Origin of the sequence: Frigoribacterium sp. CFBP 13707 (genome assembly GCF_014842245.1) — a bacterium.
In the GTDB taxonomy this organism is placed as follows: Bacteria; Actinomycetota; Actinomycetes; order Actinomycetales; family Microbacteriaceae; genus Frigoribacterium; species Frigoribacterium endophyticum.
This window is the reverse complement of sequence record NZ_JACYVL010000002.1, coordinates 143,145-159,320: the sequence shown is the minus strand read 5'-3', so window position 1 is coordinate 159,320 and position 16,176 is coordinate 143,145. Positions and strand designations below refer to the sequence as shown.

Sequence of the window (16,176 nt, the reverse complement as noted above, 5' to 3'; positions counted from 1 at the left end):
CTGCGCGCACGCCGTCGTGCGCGGTCGGTCCTGTGGAGCGGGGTGCCGCCCCGCGACCGACCCTACCGAGCCCGGGGGCTCAGGAGTAGTCGTGCTGCGCGACGCCCATCGAGCGGTAGACGAAGCCGTCGTCGCTGGTGGTGTCGGTGTCGAGCTCCCAGTTGAGGTCCTCGCCGTCGTCGGCGCCGGGCCGCATGACGCTCTTCTGCGGGAGGCCGTCGATGTAGGCGAGCTGCTCGGAGGAGACCTCGGCGCCGTCTTCGCCGATGAAGGATGCGGTGTAGGTGTCGTCGCTCATGAGCCGAACCTACGCGTGACGCGGGTGACGTGACCGGCCGCACCGCGCCTCCTAAGCTCGTCGCATGCTGATCCGCACCGCGACCGAGGCCGACCTGCCGGGCGTGCTCGAGATCCACGCCCACGCCGTGGCCCGCTCGACCGCCATCTTCACGGAGGTGCCGCCCGACCTGCAGGGCCGGCGCGACTGGCTGGCGGCGCACAGCGAGCCCGGGCGCAGCGCGATCGTCGCGGTCGAGGGCGACCTCGTCGTCGGCTACGGCAGCGTCGGGCCGTTCCACGCGAAGCCGGGCTACCGCCACACCGTCGAGAACAGCGTGTACGTGCGGGAGGGCCACCAGGGCCGGGGCACCGGGCGGGCACTGATGGAGTCGCTGATCGCGTCGTCGAGGGAGGCCGGCCACCACGTGATGGTCGCGCTCGTCGAGGCGGGCAACGAGGGCTCGGCGCGGCTGCACCGCTCGCTCGGCTTCGAGGACGCGGGCCTGCTGCGCGAGGTCGGCACGAAGTTCGGCCGATGGCTCGACCTCCGCTACATGACCCTCCGCCTCGACGACGCCCCCGCCGACCCCGCCCCCTGACCCGCCCGCCTGCCCCCGACCGATCGCGGAGGCGGCGAAGCCGCCCAGCGCCCTCCGGTGCGGCGGCGAAGCCGCCCAGCGCCCTCCGGTGCGGCGGCGAAGCCGCCCGCACCAGCGCCGAGAGGCGCCAGACCAGCACAGAGCGACGAATGGCCCTCCCGTACGGGAAGGCCATTCAGTCGCGGAGGATAGGGGATTCGAACCCCTGAGGGCTTGCACCCAACACGCTTTCCAAGCGTGCGCCATAGGCCACTAGGCGAATCCTCCTGAGGTGAGCACGGTGAGACCGGCGCACGACCTCGTCAATGGTAGCGGACGCGGAGGGGTGCTGCGGACGGTCCGGGCGTCGTCCGCGCGTAGCATCGTCGGATGGACTCCCCCGCCTCCTGTCGCGTCGACGCCTGGCTGTGGGCCGTGCGCGTGGTCAAGACCCGGTCGGCCGCGACGACCGCGTGCCGGGCGGGGCACGTGCGCGTCAACGGCGAGCGGGTCAAGGCCGCCCAGGCCGTCCGGCCGGGCGACGAGGTGCGGGTGCGCCTCGCGGGGCTCGAGCGGGTCCTCGTCGTCCGCCAGTGCCTCGTGAAGCGGGTCGGCGCACCGGTCGCGGCCCTGGCCGTCACCGACCTCACGCCGCCTCCCCCGCCGCGCGAGGAGGTCGCCGCGGTGCCGGTGCGCGAGCGCGGGGCGGGGCGGCCGACCAAGCGCGAGCGGCGCGAGCTGGAGCGCCTCCGCGACCGCTGAGCCGGGGCCCGGGGCGGGTGCTGTGGGGGCTCGACCCGCGACTCCCCCCGTTCGCGGGCTGCCCGGTCTGGGGTGCCGTGACCGCACCGCCCGGTGCGGTCGAGAGGGGGCCGATCCCGTAGGCTCGGAGCTGCACGAAGGACTGTCAGGGGTGGCGGTCCTCCTCCGCGGGCGGGGGCGTCGTCGTGCCGCACAGGGGGACGGGATGAGGGCTGGCGTCGCACGCGACGACTTCGAGGCGTACGCGCTGCCGCGCGCCTCCGTCGCCCGCACGGCCGTGCTCACGGCCGTCTTCGGCCTCGTGCCCGTCGTGCTCGCCCTGCTCTGGCTGACCCGCGGCACGGCCCACTGGCCGGCGGTGATCTGGGCGGCCGACGTCGCGGTCGTCGTCGGGCTGGTCTGCTACTGGCGGTACAGCGTCTCGTTCGTCGGGGTCACGGCCGACGAGTTCATCAAGCGCGGCTGGCTGCCCGGGTTCGTCCGGCTGCGCCGCGAGCGGATCGCGGCGGTGGTCGTGGTGCGCACCTACCGCTCCGACTCGGCCGACACGGTGCCCCAGCTCTTCGCGACCGACGCCGGCGGCGCCCCGCTCTTCCGCATGCGCGGCACGTACTGGTCGGAGGAGGCCATCGCGCTCGTCGCCGAGACCCTCGGCTCGCCCACCACGACGGTGCCGAAGCCGCTCTCGTTCAGCGAGCTGTACCGCCAGTACCCGGGCAGCCGCTCGTGGTACGAGGGCCGGCCCGTGCTCGCCGCCCTCGCCGTCGTGGTCGTCTTCGCCCTCGCGGCCGGCGGCCTCACGGTGCTGTGGGGCGTGCTCTCCGGCTCCTGACCGGCGGCCGGGCGCGTCAGCGGCGCCGGAGGGTGCCGAAGATCCCCTTCACCACCTCGCGGACGACCGCGCGGCCGGCCGACGAGCCGAGCACGTCGTCGAGCAGCCCGCCGTCGTCGCTGCGGGAGCGCGAGGTGCGAGAGCCGCCGGAGGCGCGGGTCGAGCCCGTGCGCCGCTCCCGCCGCGACGCGGTCGCCTCCGCCCGCTCGAACTCGCGTTGCTGACGGTCGTACTCGGCCTGCGTCGCCGCCTGCGCGGCCTCGCGCTCCTCGCGGGAGCGGTCGGCCGCGGCCGCCGCGTCGAGCTTCCGCGCGAGCATCTCGCGGGCGGAGTCTCGGTCGACGGCGGTGCCGTAGACGGCGGTCAGCGGCGAGGCCGCGACGTCGGCCGCCATCTCGTCGGCGGGGGTCGGCGCCATCGAGCCGCGCGGGGCGCGCAGGCGGGTCCAGGCGACCGGGCTGGGGGCGCCGCGCTCGCTCATCACCGTCACGACCGCCTCCCCCGTGGCGAGGCTGGTCAGCACCTCGGCGAGGTCGTAGTCGCTCGTCGGGTACGTCGAGACGGTCGCGCGGAGGGCCTTGGCGTCGTCGGGCGTGAAGGCGCGCAGCTGGTGCTGGATGCGCGAGCCGAGCTGCGCGAGGACGTCGCCGGGCACGTCCTTCGGGGTCTGCGTGACGAAGACGATCCCGACGCCCTTCGAGCGGATCAGCCGTACCGTCTGCGTCACCTGCGCGAGGAAGTCCCGCGACGCGTCGCGGAACAGCAGGTGGGCCTCGTCGAAGAAGAAGACGAGCTTCGGCAGCGCGACGTCGCCCACCTCGGGCAGGTCGTTGTAGAGGTCGGCGAGCAGCCACATGAGGAAGGTGGAGTAGAGCACCGGTCGGTCCTGCACGCCGGGCACCTCGAGCAGGCTGACCACGCCGCGGCCGTCGGCGGCGACGCGGAGGAACTCCGCGGTGTCGATCTCGGGCTCGCCGAAGAACTGGTCGGCGCCCTGGTCGGCGAACGCGACGAGCTCGCGGAGCACGACGCCGACGGTCGCGGTGCTGAGGCCGCCGAGGTCGGCCAGCTCGGCCTTGCCCGCGGGGCTGGCCAGGTGGGTGAGCACGCTCCGCAGGTCGGCGAGGTCGACGAGGGGCAGCCCGGCGCGGGCGGCCCAGTGGAAGACGAGGCCGAGGCTCGACTCCTGCGTGTCGTTGAGGCCGAGCACCTTGCTGAGCAGGAGGGGCCCGAAGCCGCTGACGGTGGCCCGCACGGGCACGCCCGTGCCGACGCCGCCGAGCGCGAAGAACTCGGTCGGGGCGGCCTCGGGCGACCAGTCCTGCCCGATGCCCCGCGTCCGGTCGAGGAGCGCGTCGCTCGGGGCGCCGGGGCGGGCGATGCCGGAGAGGTCGCCCTTCACGTCGGCGGCGAACACCGGGACGCCCGCGGCCGAGAGCTGCTCGGCGAGCACCTGCAGCGTGCGCGTCTTGCCGGTGCCGGTGGCTCCGGCCACGAGGCCGTGCCGCGTCAGCATGCCGACGGGCACCCGCACGGGCACGTCGGGCCGGGCCTCGCCGTTGACGAGGGCGCCGATCTCGAGCACGGGGCCGGTCGACGCGTAGCCGCGGCGGACCTCGTCGACGGCGGCCTCGCTGAGCGGGCCCGCCGCCGGGGCCTGCACGTCGGCGGGCGGGGCGGGCGGGACGGCCGGGCTGTCCGGGCTGGCCGGGGCGGCCGGGGCGGGCAGGGCGGGCGGGCCGTCGGACCCCGCGCTGCCGGCCGCCTCCGCCTCGAGCGCCAGCACGCGGGCGCGGGCCACGGCGGCGTCCGCCGCGGCGCGGGCGGCGGCGGCGACGGCCTCCGCGGCCTCGGCCTCCGCGCGGGCCCGGGCCAGCTCGTCGCTCACGAGGTCACCGCGGCACGCTCGTCGCGGTGCTGCCAGGCCCAGCCGAGGCCCCGCACGCGCTCCTGCTCGGCGAGCAGCCGATGCGCCACCGGCGCCCAGAGCACGACCGCCACGCCTGCACCGATCAGCAGGCCGCCGACCGTGTCGGTGAGCCAGTGCGCCCCGAGGTACGTGCGGCTCAGCAGCATCGCCACGGTGTAGACGACGCCGGCGATCCAGACCCACGCGCGGCGCAGGATCACCCCGAGCACGACGGCGAGCGTCGCGGCGTTGGCGGTGTGCCCCGACGGGAACGAGCCGTAGTCGCTCACCACGAGGATCTCCTCCGGCCGCGCCCGCCCGAAGGTGTGCTTGATCACCTGCACGACGCCCGCGCTGAGGGCGCACGACGCGATCCAGTACAGGGCCGCCCACGGCCGGCGCCGGAGCAGCAGCACGGCCGCCACCCCGAGCGGCACGACGAAGACGCCGATCACGCCGGCGCCGATCACGTTGAAGACGAGAGCCGGCGCCTGCCAGAACGGGCTGCGGTGCTCGACGAGCTCGCCCATGAACTCCTCGTCGATGCCGAGGCTGCCGGCCCGGGCCGTGATGACGACGCCGAGCAGCAGCACGACCCCGATGGCGCCGAGGGCGCTCACCACCCACCACCGGCGCTGCACGCGGCGGGCGACCCGTTCCTCGGCGGGGGTCGGCGGCTTCGGCGAGAGCGGGTCGGTCGTCATCCCCAGAACGTACCGGGGAGTCGCGGGTCAGTGCCCGAGGGCCGGCACCGTCCGAGGGCGCACCAGCAGCCACAGCGCGGCGATCGCCACCACGGAGGTGCAGATCATCACGCTGCCCATCGGCACGGCGGAGCCGATGCCGAGGAACCCGACGACCGGGGAGATGAGCCCCGCGAGGCCGAAGTTGAGGGCGCCGAGGAGGGAGGCGGCCGTGCCGGCCTCCTTGCCGTGGTTCGCCAGGCCGAGCACCTGCACCTGGGGGAAGGTGAACCCGCAGGCCGCGATGAAGAACCAGAGCGGCACGAGGATGCCGAGGAGGCCCACCTGCAACGAGTCGAGCACGACGATGGTGGTCGCGCTGACGAGCAGGACGGCGGTGGCCGCCGCGAGGATCCACTGCGGACCGTACCGCCGTGCCAGGCGCGAGCTGATCTGGACGCCCGCGACGATGCCGAGCGAGTTCACGGCGAAGAGGTAGCCGTACTGCTGCGCGTCGAGGCCGTAGACCTCCTGGAAGAGGAACGACGACGCCGAGAGGTAGGTGAAGAGCCCGGAGAAGACCATCGCGCCGATCAGGGCGACGCCGACGAAGACCCGGTCGCCGAAGAGCACCCGGTAGCGCTGGCCGAGGCTCGAGTGCCCGGGCTCGTGGCGGCGCTCCTTCGGCAGGGTCTCGACGATGAGGAACATCGCCGCGACGATGACGAGGGCGCCGTACGCGACGAGGAAGACGAAGACGCCGCGCCAGCTCGTGAAGGCGAGCAGCTGCGAGCCGATGACCGGCGCCAGGATGGGCGCGAGGCCGTTGACGAGCGCGAGGCGCGAGAGCATCCGGACGAGCGGCAGGCCGCCGAACAGGTCGCGCACCATGGCGAGGGCGACGACGCCGCCGGCCGCGGCGCCCATGCCCTGCAGCACCCGGAAGACGCCGAGCCAGACGATGTCGGGCGCGGCGGCGGCGCCGATGCTCGCCAGCACGTGCAGGGCGGTCGCGGCGATGAGCGGCGCCCGCCGGCCCACCTTGTCGCTCCACGGGCCGACGAGCAGCTGCCCGACGCCGAAGCCGATCGTCGTCGCGGTCAGAGTGAGCTGGACGAGCCCGGTCGACACCCCCAGGTCGTCCTCGAGCGCCGGGAACGCCGGCAGGTAGAGGTCGATGGTGAACGGGCCGAGCGCGGTCAGCGCGCCGAGCACGATCACGTAGACGAGACGCTGACGGCGGGTCAGGGCGTCGCCGGGGTGGAGGACGGTGGTCACGCGGTGCCTTCGTGGTCGAGGAGGGAGGGGACGGGCGGCCGGGCCCGCCGGGCTCGAATCGTTTCGAGCGGACGGCGTGGGCTCCCGGCGGTGAGGAGGGAGGGGGAGGCGGCGGTCGGCCCGTCGACGCGGGGCCGCCTCGTCGAGACTACCGGCGAGCGGGCGGGCTCCGACAGCCCTGACCGACACCCGATGTCGGCTAGCGCGACGACCGTCGGCGACCCCCTAAGCTCGGCCCCAGCACCCGTACCGACTGGAGGTCACCATGGTGGACGCCCGCATCGTGCAGACCACGAAGGCCCTGCACACGGCCATCGTCGACCTCGCGTCGAAGCAGCCCGTGTCGACCATCACCGTGGCCGACGTCACCCGCGCCGCCGGCATCAACCGGGCGACGTTCTACAGCCACGCCACCTCCCCCGGCGCGCTGCTGACCGCGGTGATCACCCCCGAGCTCGACGCGATCCGGGCGGCCGACGCCGCGGCCCGCGACGCCGCGCCCGACGCCGACGGCGCGGAGATCACCCGCCGCGGGGTCGAGAAGGTCGTCGACCACGTCGTGCGCTACCGCGAGATGTACCGCCTCGCGCTGCCCGACCCCCTCGACGCGTCGATCCACCAGGCCCTCGCCGGCCACTTCGAGACCTCGTCGCTGCAGCACATCTCGCGCCTGCCCGAGGGCGCCCTGCCCGAGGGCCTCTCGGTGCACATCGCGGCCGGGTTCTTCGCCCACGCCCTGGTCGGCGCGGTCGAGGCCTGGCTCGGCGGCAAGCGCACCAGCCGCAAGACCCTGCTCGACACCATCGTGGCGATGGTGCCCAGCTGGTGGCAGTGACCCCGAGCTGACCGACGCTCCGTCGCTGCGGGTCAGCGCGGAGCCCGGCGTCGCTGAGCCGAGCCGTCGCTGAGCCGGGCCGTCACCGACCCGTGTCGTCGGCGAGCCCGAGCTTCACGACGGCCGGGCCGAGCCGCAGCACGCCGTCGCTGAGCGGCTCGCAGCGCACGCCCCCGCGGCCCCGCATCGCGCGGAAGGCGCCCGGCGCGAGCTCGTGGTCCATCCACGCGCACGGGTTCGCCGCGCGGGTCGCGCGCAGCAGAACCGGCCCCTCCCCCGAGTCGACGCTGAACGTCGTGCCGCGCAGCGCGTCGACGTCGAGGCCGCGCAGCACGACGTTCCGCCGGGTGGCCGCCGCGTCGAGCGGCCCGTCGACCCCGAGGAGGCGCGCCACCGTCTCGAGGGACTCCGCCGCGAACACGGTCACCTGAGCGCCGCGGTGGGCGGCCCGGCCGAAGTAGCGGTCGCCGACGATGCCCAGCCCGGCCCGGACCTCGACGGAGCTCGGCGTCTCCGGCCCGAGGGCGGGCTCCGCGCCGTCGGCGGGCCGCCCCACGTAGCGGGAGCGGGGCGACGCGAGCAGCAGCTCGACCGTGACGGGCACCGACCGGGGCGGGCCGGCCTCGCCGCCCCGCGCCTCCTCGGGGCCTCCGCCCTGCCCTGCGCCTCCGGTCACGGCACCACCGTACCGGGGCCGGGACGACGAGAGCCGACCGCCCGGAGGGGCGATCGGCTCTCGCTGCTGTGCTGCTGTGCTGCTGTGCTGCGGGTGGGACTACTTCGTCAGCGGCTCGAGGGTCGGGTCGTTGGCGTAGGCCTCGGCCGCGTTGTCCTTCGTGACGATCTGCGGGGGCAGGAGGTAGGCCGGGACGATCTTGCTGCCGTTGTCGTACGACTCGTCGTCGTTCGTCTCGGCGGTGTCGCCCTCGGACAGCGAGGAGACCATCGCGATGGCCTGCTTGACCAGGTTGCGCGTGTCCTTGTTGATGGTGCTGTACTGCTCGCCGGCCATGATCGACTTGACCGACTCGACCTCGGAGTCCTGACCCGTGACGACGGGGACCGTCTTGCCGGCCTGCTTCACCGAGGTGATGATGGCGCGGGCGAGGGTGTCGTTGGGGCTCAGGACGCCGTCGAGCTCGGTGGAGCCGTAGGTGCTGGTGAGCAGCGAGTCCATGCGACGCTGGGCGTTCTCGGCCTTCCAGCCGTCGGTCGCGGTCTGCTTGATGTCGGTCTGGCCCGAGGCGACGACGACGGTGCCGTCGTCGATCTTCGGCTGCAGGACGCTCATGGCGCCGTCGAAGAAGACCTTCGAGTTGGCGTCGTCGGACGAGCCGGAGAAGAGCTCGACGTTGTACGGGCCCTCCGCCTTCTTGGCGGCCATGCCGTCGAGCAGGGCCTGGCCCTGGAGCTCGCCGACCTTGAAGTTGTCGTACGCGACGTAGTAGTCGACGTCTTCGGTGTTGAGGATGAGGCGGTCGTAGGCGATGACCACGGCGCCGGCGTCGTGGGCGGCCTTGACCTGGGTGCCGAGCTGGGCACCGTCGGCCGCGCCGATGATGATCACCTTCGCGCCCTTGGTGACCATGGACTGGATCTCCTCCTGCTGGTTCGCGACGGTGCCGGAGGCGGCCGCGTACTGCACGTCGGGCTTGAAGCCCGCCTCGGTGAGGCCCTCGGTGAAGAGGTCGCCGGCGAGGACCCAGTTCTCGCTGGTCTTCGCGGGCAGCGCCACGCCGATGGTCGAGCCCTGCTCGAAGCCGGACGCCGCGTCGCCGGAACCGGCGTCGGTGCGGGCGGAGTTGGAGCAGCCGCTCAGGATCAGCGTCGTTGCTGCGGCGACCGCCATGGTCGCCAGCGCGATTTTGCGCATGCTGTGTCTACTTTCTCGTAGGGATCACTTGGTGGTGCGGGGGCGGTCGTGGTGACGACCGCCCGGGGAGGCGGAGCCGACCGTCGGTGGTCGGCCCGCGGGTGGGTCTAGTTGGGGGTCGAGGCCTTCGGGCGCTGCACGTCGCTCAGGTCGCCGTTCGGCTGCAGGGCCGGCGTGGTGCTCTCCGGGCTCGTGCCGACGCCGGACTGGTTGCTCGCCAGGGCGCCGTCGGCGGGAGCGGCGACGCCGTTCTTGTCGCGGCGGAGGCCCCGGGTGAGGAAGCCCGTGATCGACGGGCGGCCCTGGCTCTTGTTGTAGACGTCGACGGCCACGGCGATCAGCAGCACGAGGCCCTTGATCATCTGCACCTTGTCGGAGCCGACGCCCATGAGCTGGAGGCCGTTGTTCAGGACGGCGATGACGAAGCCACCGACGATCGAGCCGGTCACGGTGCCGATGCCGCCGGCGACGGCGGCGCCGCCGATGAAGACCGAGGCGATCGCGTCGAGCTCCCAGTTCAGGCCGTCCTGGGGGCCGGAGGCACCGGCCCGGGCGACGTAGATCATGCCGGCCAGCGAAGCGAGCACCGACATGTTCATCATGACGAAGAAGTTGATGCGCTTCGCCTTGACGCCGGAGAGCTCGGCGGCGTGCGAGTTGCCGCCGACCGCGTAGATGTGGCGGCCGAAGATCGTGTTCTGCGTCACGAAGCCGTAGACCAGGACGAGCACGCCGAGGATGATGCCCGAGATCGGGAAGGAGGTGCCGACGCGGCCGCCGCCGAAGAGGGTCGCGGCGTAGGCGATGATGCCGACGAGCACGACGAGCTTGAGGACGCTGACCCAGAGGGGCGCCATCTCGGAGCCCATGGCGCGCTGGACGCGGCGGAGGCGGAACTCGCGGTAGACCACGACGAGCGCGAGCACCAGGCCGAGCAGCAGCGTGGCGTTGTTGTAGCCCGTGTTCGGGCCGAACTCGGGCAGGTACCCGGCGCCGATGACGGTGAAGCCCTCGGGGACGGGCAGCGTGTCGGCGTTGCCGACGAACTGGTTCGCACCGCGGAAGAGGAGCATGCCGGCCAGGGTCACGATGAACGCGGGCACGCCGACGTAGGCGACCCAGAAGCCCTGCCAGGCGCCGATCACGGCGCCGACGACGAGGCCGAACACGATGGCGACGGGCCACGGGAAGTTCCAGCTCGTCATCGACGTGGCGACCATGATGCCGCTGAAGGCGGCGACCGAGCCGACCGAGAGGTCGATGTGGCCGGCCACGATGACCATCACCATGCCGATGGCGAGGATGAGGATGTACGAGTACTGGCTGACCAGGGCGATCAGGTTGGTCGGGTCGAGCGTGAGCCCGCCGGTGAGGAACTGGAAGATCAGGATGGCCACGACGAGCGTCGCGATCATGCCGAACTGGCGAGCGTTCGACTGGTTGCCGCCGAACACCTTCTTCAGGTCTTTGATGCCACTCATGCGGCGTTCTCCCTCTTCTTCGAAGTCATGCTTCTCATGAGCGTCTCGGCATCGGCCTCGGACGCGTCCATCTCGTTGGTGACGGTGCCCTCGAAGATCGTGTAGATCCGGTCGGAGAGCCCCAGCAGCTCGGGCAGCTCGGAGGAGATGACGATGACGCCCTTCCCCTGTGCCGCGAGCTGGTTGATGATGTTGTAGATCTCGAACTTCGCGCCCACGTCGATGCCGCGGGTCGGCTCGTCGAGGATGAGCAGGTCGGGGTCGGTGAACATCCACTTCGCCAGCACGACCTTCTGCTGGTTGCCGCCGGAGAGCTTGGCCACGCCCTCGTCGACCGTGGGCGTCTTGACGCGCAGGCTCTTGCGGTACTCCTCCGCGATCGAGTGCTCCTCGTACGTGTTGACGACGGAGGCCTTCGAGATCTTGGAGAGCTTCGCGGCGACCGTGGAGCGCTTGATGTCGTCGAGCAGGTTCAGCCCGAGCACCTTGCGGTCCTCCGAGACGTAGGCGAGGCCGTTGTCGATGGCGTCGGAGACGTTCTTGATCTGGACCGTCTCGCCGTCCTTGATGATCTGGCCGGAGACGAACTGGCCGTACGAGCGGCCGAAGATGCTCATCGCGAGCTCGGTGCGACCGGCGCCCATGAGGCCCGCCAGGCCGACGATCTCGCCGCGGCGCACGGAGATGTTCGAGCCCTTGCACACGAAGCGCTCGGCGGTCTGCGGGTGGCGGACCCACCAGTCCTTGACCTCGAAGAAGACCTCGCCGATCTTCGGGGTGCGGTCGGGGAAGCGGCTCGCGAGGTTGCGGCCGACCATGCCGCGGATGATGCGGTCCTCGTTGACGCCGTCGGCCTTGACGTCGAGCGTCTCGATCGTCTTGCCGTCGCGGATGATCGTGATCGAGTCGGCGATCGCCTCGATCTCGTTGAGCTTGTGGCTGATCATGATCGACGAGATGCCGCGGCCCTTGAGCCCGCGGATCAGGTCGAGCAGGTGCTGCGAGTCGGCCTCGTTGAGCGCCGCGGTGGGCTCGTCGAGGATGAGCAGCTTCACGTTCTTGTTCAGCGCCTTGGCGATCTCGACGAGCTGCTGCTTGCCGACGCCGAGGTTCTTGATCGCCGTGTCGGGGTCGTCGCCGAGGCCCACGCGGGCCAGCAGGTCGACGGCACGGGTCTTCGCCGCGCGCCAGTCGATGGCTCCGCCGAACTTCGTCGGCTCGTTGCCGAGGAAGATGTTCTCGGTGATCGAGAGCTCGGGGATGAGCGCCAGCTCCTGGTGGATGATGACGATGCCCTGCGACTCGCTGGAGCGGATGTCGCGGAAGCGCATGACGTCGCCCTGGTAGACGATGTCGCCGCTGTAGCTGCCGTACGGGTAGACGCCCGACAGCACCTTCATCAGCGTCGACTTGCCGGCGCCGTTCTCGCCGCAGATCGCGTGGACCTCACCGGCACGCACCTGCATCGACACGTCGTCGAGCGCTTTGACGCCCGGGAACTCCTTGGTGATGGAGCGCATCTCGAGGATGACGGGAGAGTCAACGGCCACGGCCGGCACCCCCGGGGATCCCGCTCATCGTGTTCGGTGCACTGGGCACACTGACCTCCACGTTCGACCTCTTCGTCGGCCGACCGCCCCTCTCGGGTGCGGCGGGCTCGTCCTGACTCGTCGCTGTCCGGGCCTGACGACCAGGTCGGACGACCTGGCTCCTGTGACACCGGATGTGACCGTTCACACCGCGACTGGAGCAAAGCTAGACCCGCTCATGGCCGCTGTCAAATGCCGTTGCCGTTCCGTTATCCGCGCCGGTCCGAGGGAGGCGGGGCGCGACTCCCCCCGGTCCGTCACCGTCGGCCGACAACGCTGTCACGACCGCCACGGGCGGGCGAGGTCGGCGGTCGGGGCGGAGCGTCGACGCGGTGCCCTCAGAGGAACCACGGGCGGGCCGTGGAGCCGCGCACGATCAGCTCGGGCGCGACCAGCGTGCGGTCGACGACCGTGCCGCCCTCGAGCTCGGAGACGACGAGCTCGACGGCCCGTCGCCCGATCAGCTCGAAGTCCTGCCGCACGGTCGTCAGCGGCGGCCAGAGGTGCGCCGCCGTCGGGGAGTCGTCGAAGCCCACGACGCTGACCTCCCGCGGCACGTCGACGCTGGCCTCGCGGAACGCGTGCAGCAGCCCGACGGCCATGAGGTCGTTCGCCGAGAAGACCGCCGTGAAGTCACGGCGGCGCAGCAGCTCCTTGCCCGCGAGGTAGCCGAAGTCGGCGGTGAGGTCACCGAGGATGGGCGGCTCGATCGAGAGCTCGGCCTCGCCCATCTCGTAGAGGAACCCCTGCATGCGCTCGTCGGCCTCGATCCAGTCCTGCGGGCCGGCGACGTGGACGATGTGCTTGTGGCCGAGGTCGATGAGGTGCCGGGTGGCCAGGCGGGCCCCGGCGTGCTGGTCGACCGAGAGGCTGTGGGCCGTGGTGCGGCGCGTGCTGTCGAGGGCGACGATCGGCACGCCGAGGTCGAGCTGGTCGAGCACGTCGAAGAACTTGCGCTGGGGGGCGATGACGATGATCGCCTCCACCGCCTGGTTGGTCAGCAGGTCGACGCTGGCCCGGACGTCGTCGTCGGCGCGCGTCGTGCTCGCGATGCTGAGCCGGTAGCCGGCCGCGCGCGCCTCGAGCTCGATGGCGTTCACCATGGTCTGCGGGCCGAAGTGGACGTTCTGCAGCGTGAGGACGCCGATCGCCCGGGAGCGGCTCGTGACGAGGGCCCTGGCCGCCTGGTTCGGGCGGTAGCCGATCTGCTCGATGACGTCGAGGACGCGCTGCCGCGTGGCCGGCCGGATGCTCGGGCTGTCGTTCAGCACCCTCGAGACGGTCTGGTACGAGACCCCCGCCAGTGCCGCGACGTCGCGGATGTTGGGAGCGCGCACCTTGTCGACCTCAGGTTTCACGTCGCTCCATCGCTGATGGCGATGTGACCGTACACATCGCGCGGAGACCATTATGCAGCGCTGCTCCGACGACGACGACCGCGGGCCGGGGAGGCGCGGTGCCCGCGGCCGGTCAGGTCACGTCGCGCGGCACGGCCCGCCCGGTCACCGCGAAGGCGAGCAGGGCCACCGCGAGCGCGACGGCGAAGCACGCCACGAACGCGATCGGCTCGGCGGCCCCGCCGAGCTGCACGAACGCCGCCCCGGTGACGGCGAGCGCCACGGCGGAGCCCGACGAGTCGGCGATCGTGAGCGCCGAGCTGTTGAAGCCCTTCTCGTCGTCGCCCGAGCCCCGCAGCACGAGGACCGAGAAGCGGGGGTACATGAACCCCATGCCCGCCCCCGCGAGCGACCACCCGACGATGACCACGGCGGGCGTGAGGTGCAGGAGCGGCGAGGCCACGGCCGAGAGCACCCCGACCACGACCAGCGCGACGCCGATCCGGATGCCGAGCAGCTGCGGCACCCGGGCGCCCAGGCGCCCCTGCGCCCAGCTCGCGCCGGCCCAGGCCACGGCGCCGAGCGTCAGGGTGATGCCCGATGCGGAGGCGGAGAAGCCGTACTCGGACGAGAGCATGTAGGGCAGGTAGACGTCGCTGCCGAGGAAGGCGGCGCCCACGAGGCCGCGGAGGAGCACGAGGGTGGGGACGCCCGGGGCCGCCCGGAGCGTGCCCCGGGGCAGCAGCGGCCGCAGCGCGACGCCGAGCACGACGACCGCCACGACGACCACCGCGGCGGCCGCCCCCAGGGGCAGCTCGCTGAGGAGGTTGAGCGCCAGCACGGCGAGCGCCGCTCCCCCCGACCACGCGATGCGGCCGACGCTCCACGCGACGCGGGGCTCTCCCGGGGCGACGACCGGCGGGCCGACCCGACGGAGGCTCGGCAGGATCATGAGGAAGGCGGGCACCGCGAGCACGAGCGCGCCGAGGAACACCCAGTGCCAGCCGACGGTCTCCGCCACGGTGCCCGCGACGACCGGCCCGACGAGCCCGGGCACGACCCAGGCCGCGGCGAACCCCGCGAAGATCGACGGGTGGAGCGCCGGCGGGTAGAGCCGCGAGACCATCACGTAGAGGCCGACGATGACGGCGCCCGAGCCCAGCCCCTGGACGAGCCGCCCGGCGAGCAGCACGACCATGTCGGGCGCCGTGCCGACGATCGCCAGGCCGACCCCGAAGGCCAGCACGGAGGCGACGATCACCACCCGGGGCCCGCTGCGGTCGGCCCAGTTGCCGGCCACCACCATGCCGACCACTCCCGTCGCCAACGGGGCGGCGAAGGCGAGCGAGTACAGCTGCTCGCCGTCGAGCTCGCGGGCGATGACCGGCATCACCGTCGTGACCGCCAGCGACTCGAAGGCCGCGATGCCGATCAGCGCCACCATGCCGAGGGTCGCCAGCAGGTACCGCCGCGAGAGGACGCCGCCCTCGCGCTCGGCGGAGGGGGCGACGGTGCTCATGCGGCCAGCCTAGGCCGGTGCCGCGGTGCTCAGGAGGCGCTGCGGTCGAGCGCCTGCTCGACGTCGGCGAGCAGGTCGGCGACGTCCTCGATGCCGACCGAGAGGCGCACCACGGTGTCGGGGACCTCGAGCTCGGTGCCGCGCACGGAGGCGTGGGTCATCTCGGTCGGGTAGCCGATGAGCGACTCGACGCCGCCGAGCGACTCGGCGAGCTGGAAGAGCTCCGTCGACTCCGCGAAGCGACGGGCCGCCGCGGGGCCCGCGGCGAGCGACACCGAGATCATGCCGCCGAAGGCCGTCATCTGGCGGGCCGCCAGCTCGTGGCCGGGGTGCGACTCGAGGCCCGGGTAGTAGACGCGGTCGATCGCCGGGTGCGCCTCGAGGGCCTGGGCGAGGGCCAGCCCGTTCGACGAGTGGCGGTCGACGCGCACGCCGAGGGTCTTGATGCCGCGCACCGTGAGCCACGCCTCCATCGGCGCCGAGACCGCGCCGGCCCCGAACTGGATGAAGCCGATCGCCTCGGCCAGGGCCTCGTCCTTCACGACGAGCGCACCGCCGACCACGTCGGAGTGCCCGCCGATGTACTTCGTCGTCGAGTGCACGACCACGTCGGCGCCCAGCGCGAGGGGCTGCTGGAGGTAGGGCGAGGCGAAGGTGTTGTCGACCACCACGAGCGCGCCGGCCGCGTGGCCGATCTCGGCGAGGGCCGCGATGTCGCTGATCTTCATCAGCGGGTTGCTGGGGGTCTCGACCCAGAGCACGGCCGTCTCGCCGGGGCGGACGGCGGCGCGCACGGCGTCGAGGTCGGTCATCTCGGCCGTCTCGAGCGTGACGCCCCACGGGGTCCAGACCCGGTTCACCAGGCGGTGGGTCCCGCCGTAGACGTCGTTGCCCATCACGATGCGCGACCCGGGCTTCAGCACCGACCGGAGCAGCGCGTCCTCGGCCGCCAGACCGGAGGCGAAGCTGAAGGCCGCGGTGCCGCCCTCGAGGGCGGCCAGGAGCTCCTGCAGGGAGTCGCGGGTCGGGTTCGCCGACCGCGCGTACTCGTAGCCGCCGCGGAACCCGCCGATGCCGTCCTGCACGAAGGTCGACGACTGGTAGATGGGCGGCACGACCGCGCCGGTGCTGGGGTCGAAGGGCTGGCCGGCGTGGATTGCCCGGGTGGAGAAGCCGGCGGAGCCGAGGTCGTAGCTGGTGTCGCTCATGGGGCGCCTTTCG

General features: G+C 72.6%; 15 protein-coding genes and 1 tRNA gene. 4 read left to right on the top strand and 12 right to left on the bottom strand.

The genetic code is table 11. From position 1 onward, the window contains the following. Nucleotides 1-79: 79 nt before the first annotated feature. A complete protein-coding gene (locus IFT45_RS04545) occupies nucleotides 80-298 on the bottom strand; it encodes a hypothetical protein (protein ID WP_056053120.1) in 219 nt (72 codons plus the stop codon). A 64-nt stretch (nucleotides 299-362) separates the two neighbouring features. On the opposite strand from IFT45_RS04545, the gene IFT45_RS04540 reads away from it, so the two are divergent. Beyond that, nucleotides 363-878 carry a GNAT family N-acetyltransferase gene (locus tag IFT45_RS04540; protein ID WP_056053116.1) on the top strand — a complete coding sequence of 172 codons (516 nt, stop codon included), beginning with the start codon at nucleotides 363-365 and terminating at the stop codon, nucleotides 876-878. 182 nt (nucleotides 879-1,060) lie between these two features. On the opposite strand, the gene IFT45_RS04535 is transcribed toward IFT45_RS04540, so the two are convergent. Continuing rightward, nucleotides 1,061-1,145 (bottom strand) — tRNA-Ser (locus IFT45_RS04535). A gap of 102 nt (nucleotides 1,146-1,247) precedes the next feature. Here IFT45_RS04535 and IFT45_RS04530 point away from each other — a divergent pair. Further along, complete coding sequence (locus IFT45_RS04530) at nucleotides 1,248-1,619, top strand: RNA-binding S4 domain-containing protein (RefSeq protein ID WP_167258540.1); 372 nt, start codon at nucleotides 1,248-1,250, stop codon at nucleotides 1,617-1,619. A 205-nt stretch (nucleotides 1,620-1,824) separates the two neighbouring features. Continuing rightward, nucleotides 1,825-2,451 (top strand): hypothetical protein, encoded by a 627-nt coding sequence (locus tag IFT45_RS04525; RefSeq protein ID WP_056053109.1) that lies wholly within the window; start codon nucleotides 1,825-1,827, stop codon nucleotides 2,449-2,451. Between the two features lie 16 nt (nucleotides 2,452-2,467). Here the strand turns inward: IFT45_RS04525 and IFT45_RS04520 are convergent, their stop codons facing one another. The 3 genes from IFT45_RS04520 to IFT45_RS04510 are packed head-to-tail and all read right to left on the bottom strand — an operon-like array spanning nucleotide 2,468 to nucleotide 6,321. After that, nucleotides 2,468-4,339 carry a helicase HerA-like domain-containing protein gene (locus tag IFT45_RS04520; RefSeq protein ID WP_192126913.1) on the bottom strand — a complete coding sequence of 624 codons (1,872 nt, stop codon included), beginning with the start codon at nucleotides 4,337-4,339 and terminating at the stop codon, nucleotides 2,468-2,470. Then, the gene (locus tag IFT45_RS04515; protein WP_192126911.1) at nucleotides 4,336-5,064 is read right to left on the bottom strand and encodes a phosphatase PAP2 family protein; all 729 of its coding nucleotides are present in this window, start codon (nucleotides 5,062-5,064) and stop codon (nucleotides 4,336-4,338) included. The genes IFT45_RS04520 and IFT45_RS04515 overlap by 4 nt, the downstream gene beginning before the upstream one ends. 27 nt (nucleotides 5,065-5,091) lie before the next feature. Beyond that, the gene (locus IFT45_RS04510; RefSeq protein WP_056053098.1) at nucleotides 5,092-6,321 is read right to left on the bottom strand and encodes a multidrug effflux MFS transporter; all 1,230 of its coding nucleotides are present in this window, start codon (nucleotides 6,319-6,321) and stop codon (nucleotides 5,092-5,094) included. A 265-nt stretch (nucleotides 6,322-6,586) separates the two neighbouring features. On the opposite strand from IFT45_RS04510, the gene IFT45_RS04505 reads away from it, so the two are divergent. Next, nucleotides 6,587-7,156 carry a TetR/AcrR family transcriptional regulator gene (locus IFT45_RS04505; protein ID WP_056053096.1) on the top strand — a complete coding sequence of 190 codons (570 nt, stop codon included), beginning with the start codon at nucleotides 6,587-6,589 and terminating at the stop codon, nucleotides 7,154-7,156. 82 nt (nucleotides 7,157-7,238) lie between these two features. Here IFT45_RS04505 and IFT45_RS04500 read toward each other — a convergent pair whose 3' ends face one another. The 7 genes from IFT45_RS04500 to IFT45_RS04470 form a co-directional block, all read right to left on the bottom strand. Beyond that, complete coding sequence (locus IFT45_RS04500; RefSeq protein ID WP_371810876.1) at nucleotides 7,239-7,832, bottom strand: MOSC domain-containing protein; 594 nt, start codon at nucleotides 7,830-7,832, stop codon at nucleotides 7,239-7,241. A 99-nt stretch (nucleotides 7,833-7,931) separates the two neighbouring features. Beyond that, a complete protein-coding gene (locus IFT45_RS04495; RefSeq protein ID WP_167258530.1) occupies nucleotides 7,932-9,029 on the bottom strand; it encodes a sugar-binding protein in 1,098 nt (365 codons plus the stop codon). A 107-nt stretch (nucleotides 9,030-9,136) separates the two neighbouring features. Beyond that, the gene (gene mmsB / locus IFT45_RS04490; protein WP_082514259.1) at nucleotides 9,137-10,510 is read right to left on the bottom strand and encodes a multiple monosaccharide ABC transporter permease; all 1,374 of its coding nucleotides are present in this window, start codon (nucleotides 10,508-10,510) and stop codon (nucleotides 9,137-9,139) included. Beyond that, nucleotides 10,507-12,030, bottom strand: a complete 1,524-nt coding sequence (gene mmsA, locus IFT45_RS04485; protein ID WP_056055678.1) for a multiple monosaccharide ABC transporter ATP-binding protein — start codon at nucleotides 12,028-12,030, stop codon at nucleotides 10,507-10,509. Before mmsA ends, mmsB begins: the two co-directional genes overlap by 4 nt. Nucleotides 12,031-12,437: 407 nt before the next feature. Beyond that, nucleotides 12,438-13,457: a LacI family DNA-binding transcriptional regulator gene (locus tag IFT45_RS04480; RefSeq protein WP_255465289.1), complete on the bottom strand. Its 1,020-nt coding sequence runs from the start codon at nucleotides 13,455-13,457 to the stop codon at nucleotides 12,438-12,440. A gap of 112 nt (nucleotides 13,458-13,569) precedes the next feature. Further along, nucleotides 13,570-14,955: an MFS transporter gene (locus IFT45_RS04475; RefSeq protein WP_192126908.1), complete on the bottom strand. Its 1,386-nt coding sequence runs from the start codon at nucleotides 14,953-14,955 to the stop codon at nucleotides 13,570-13,572. 29 nt (nucleotides 14,956-14,984) lie between these two features. Continuing rightward, entirely contained in the window at nucleotides 14,985-16,163 is a 1,179-nt protein-coding gene (locus IFT45_RS04470) for a cystathionine gamma-synthase (RefSeq protein ID WP_192045388.1), read from the bottom strand. Nucleotides 16,164-16,176: the final 13 nt, after the last annotated feature.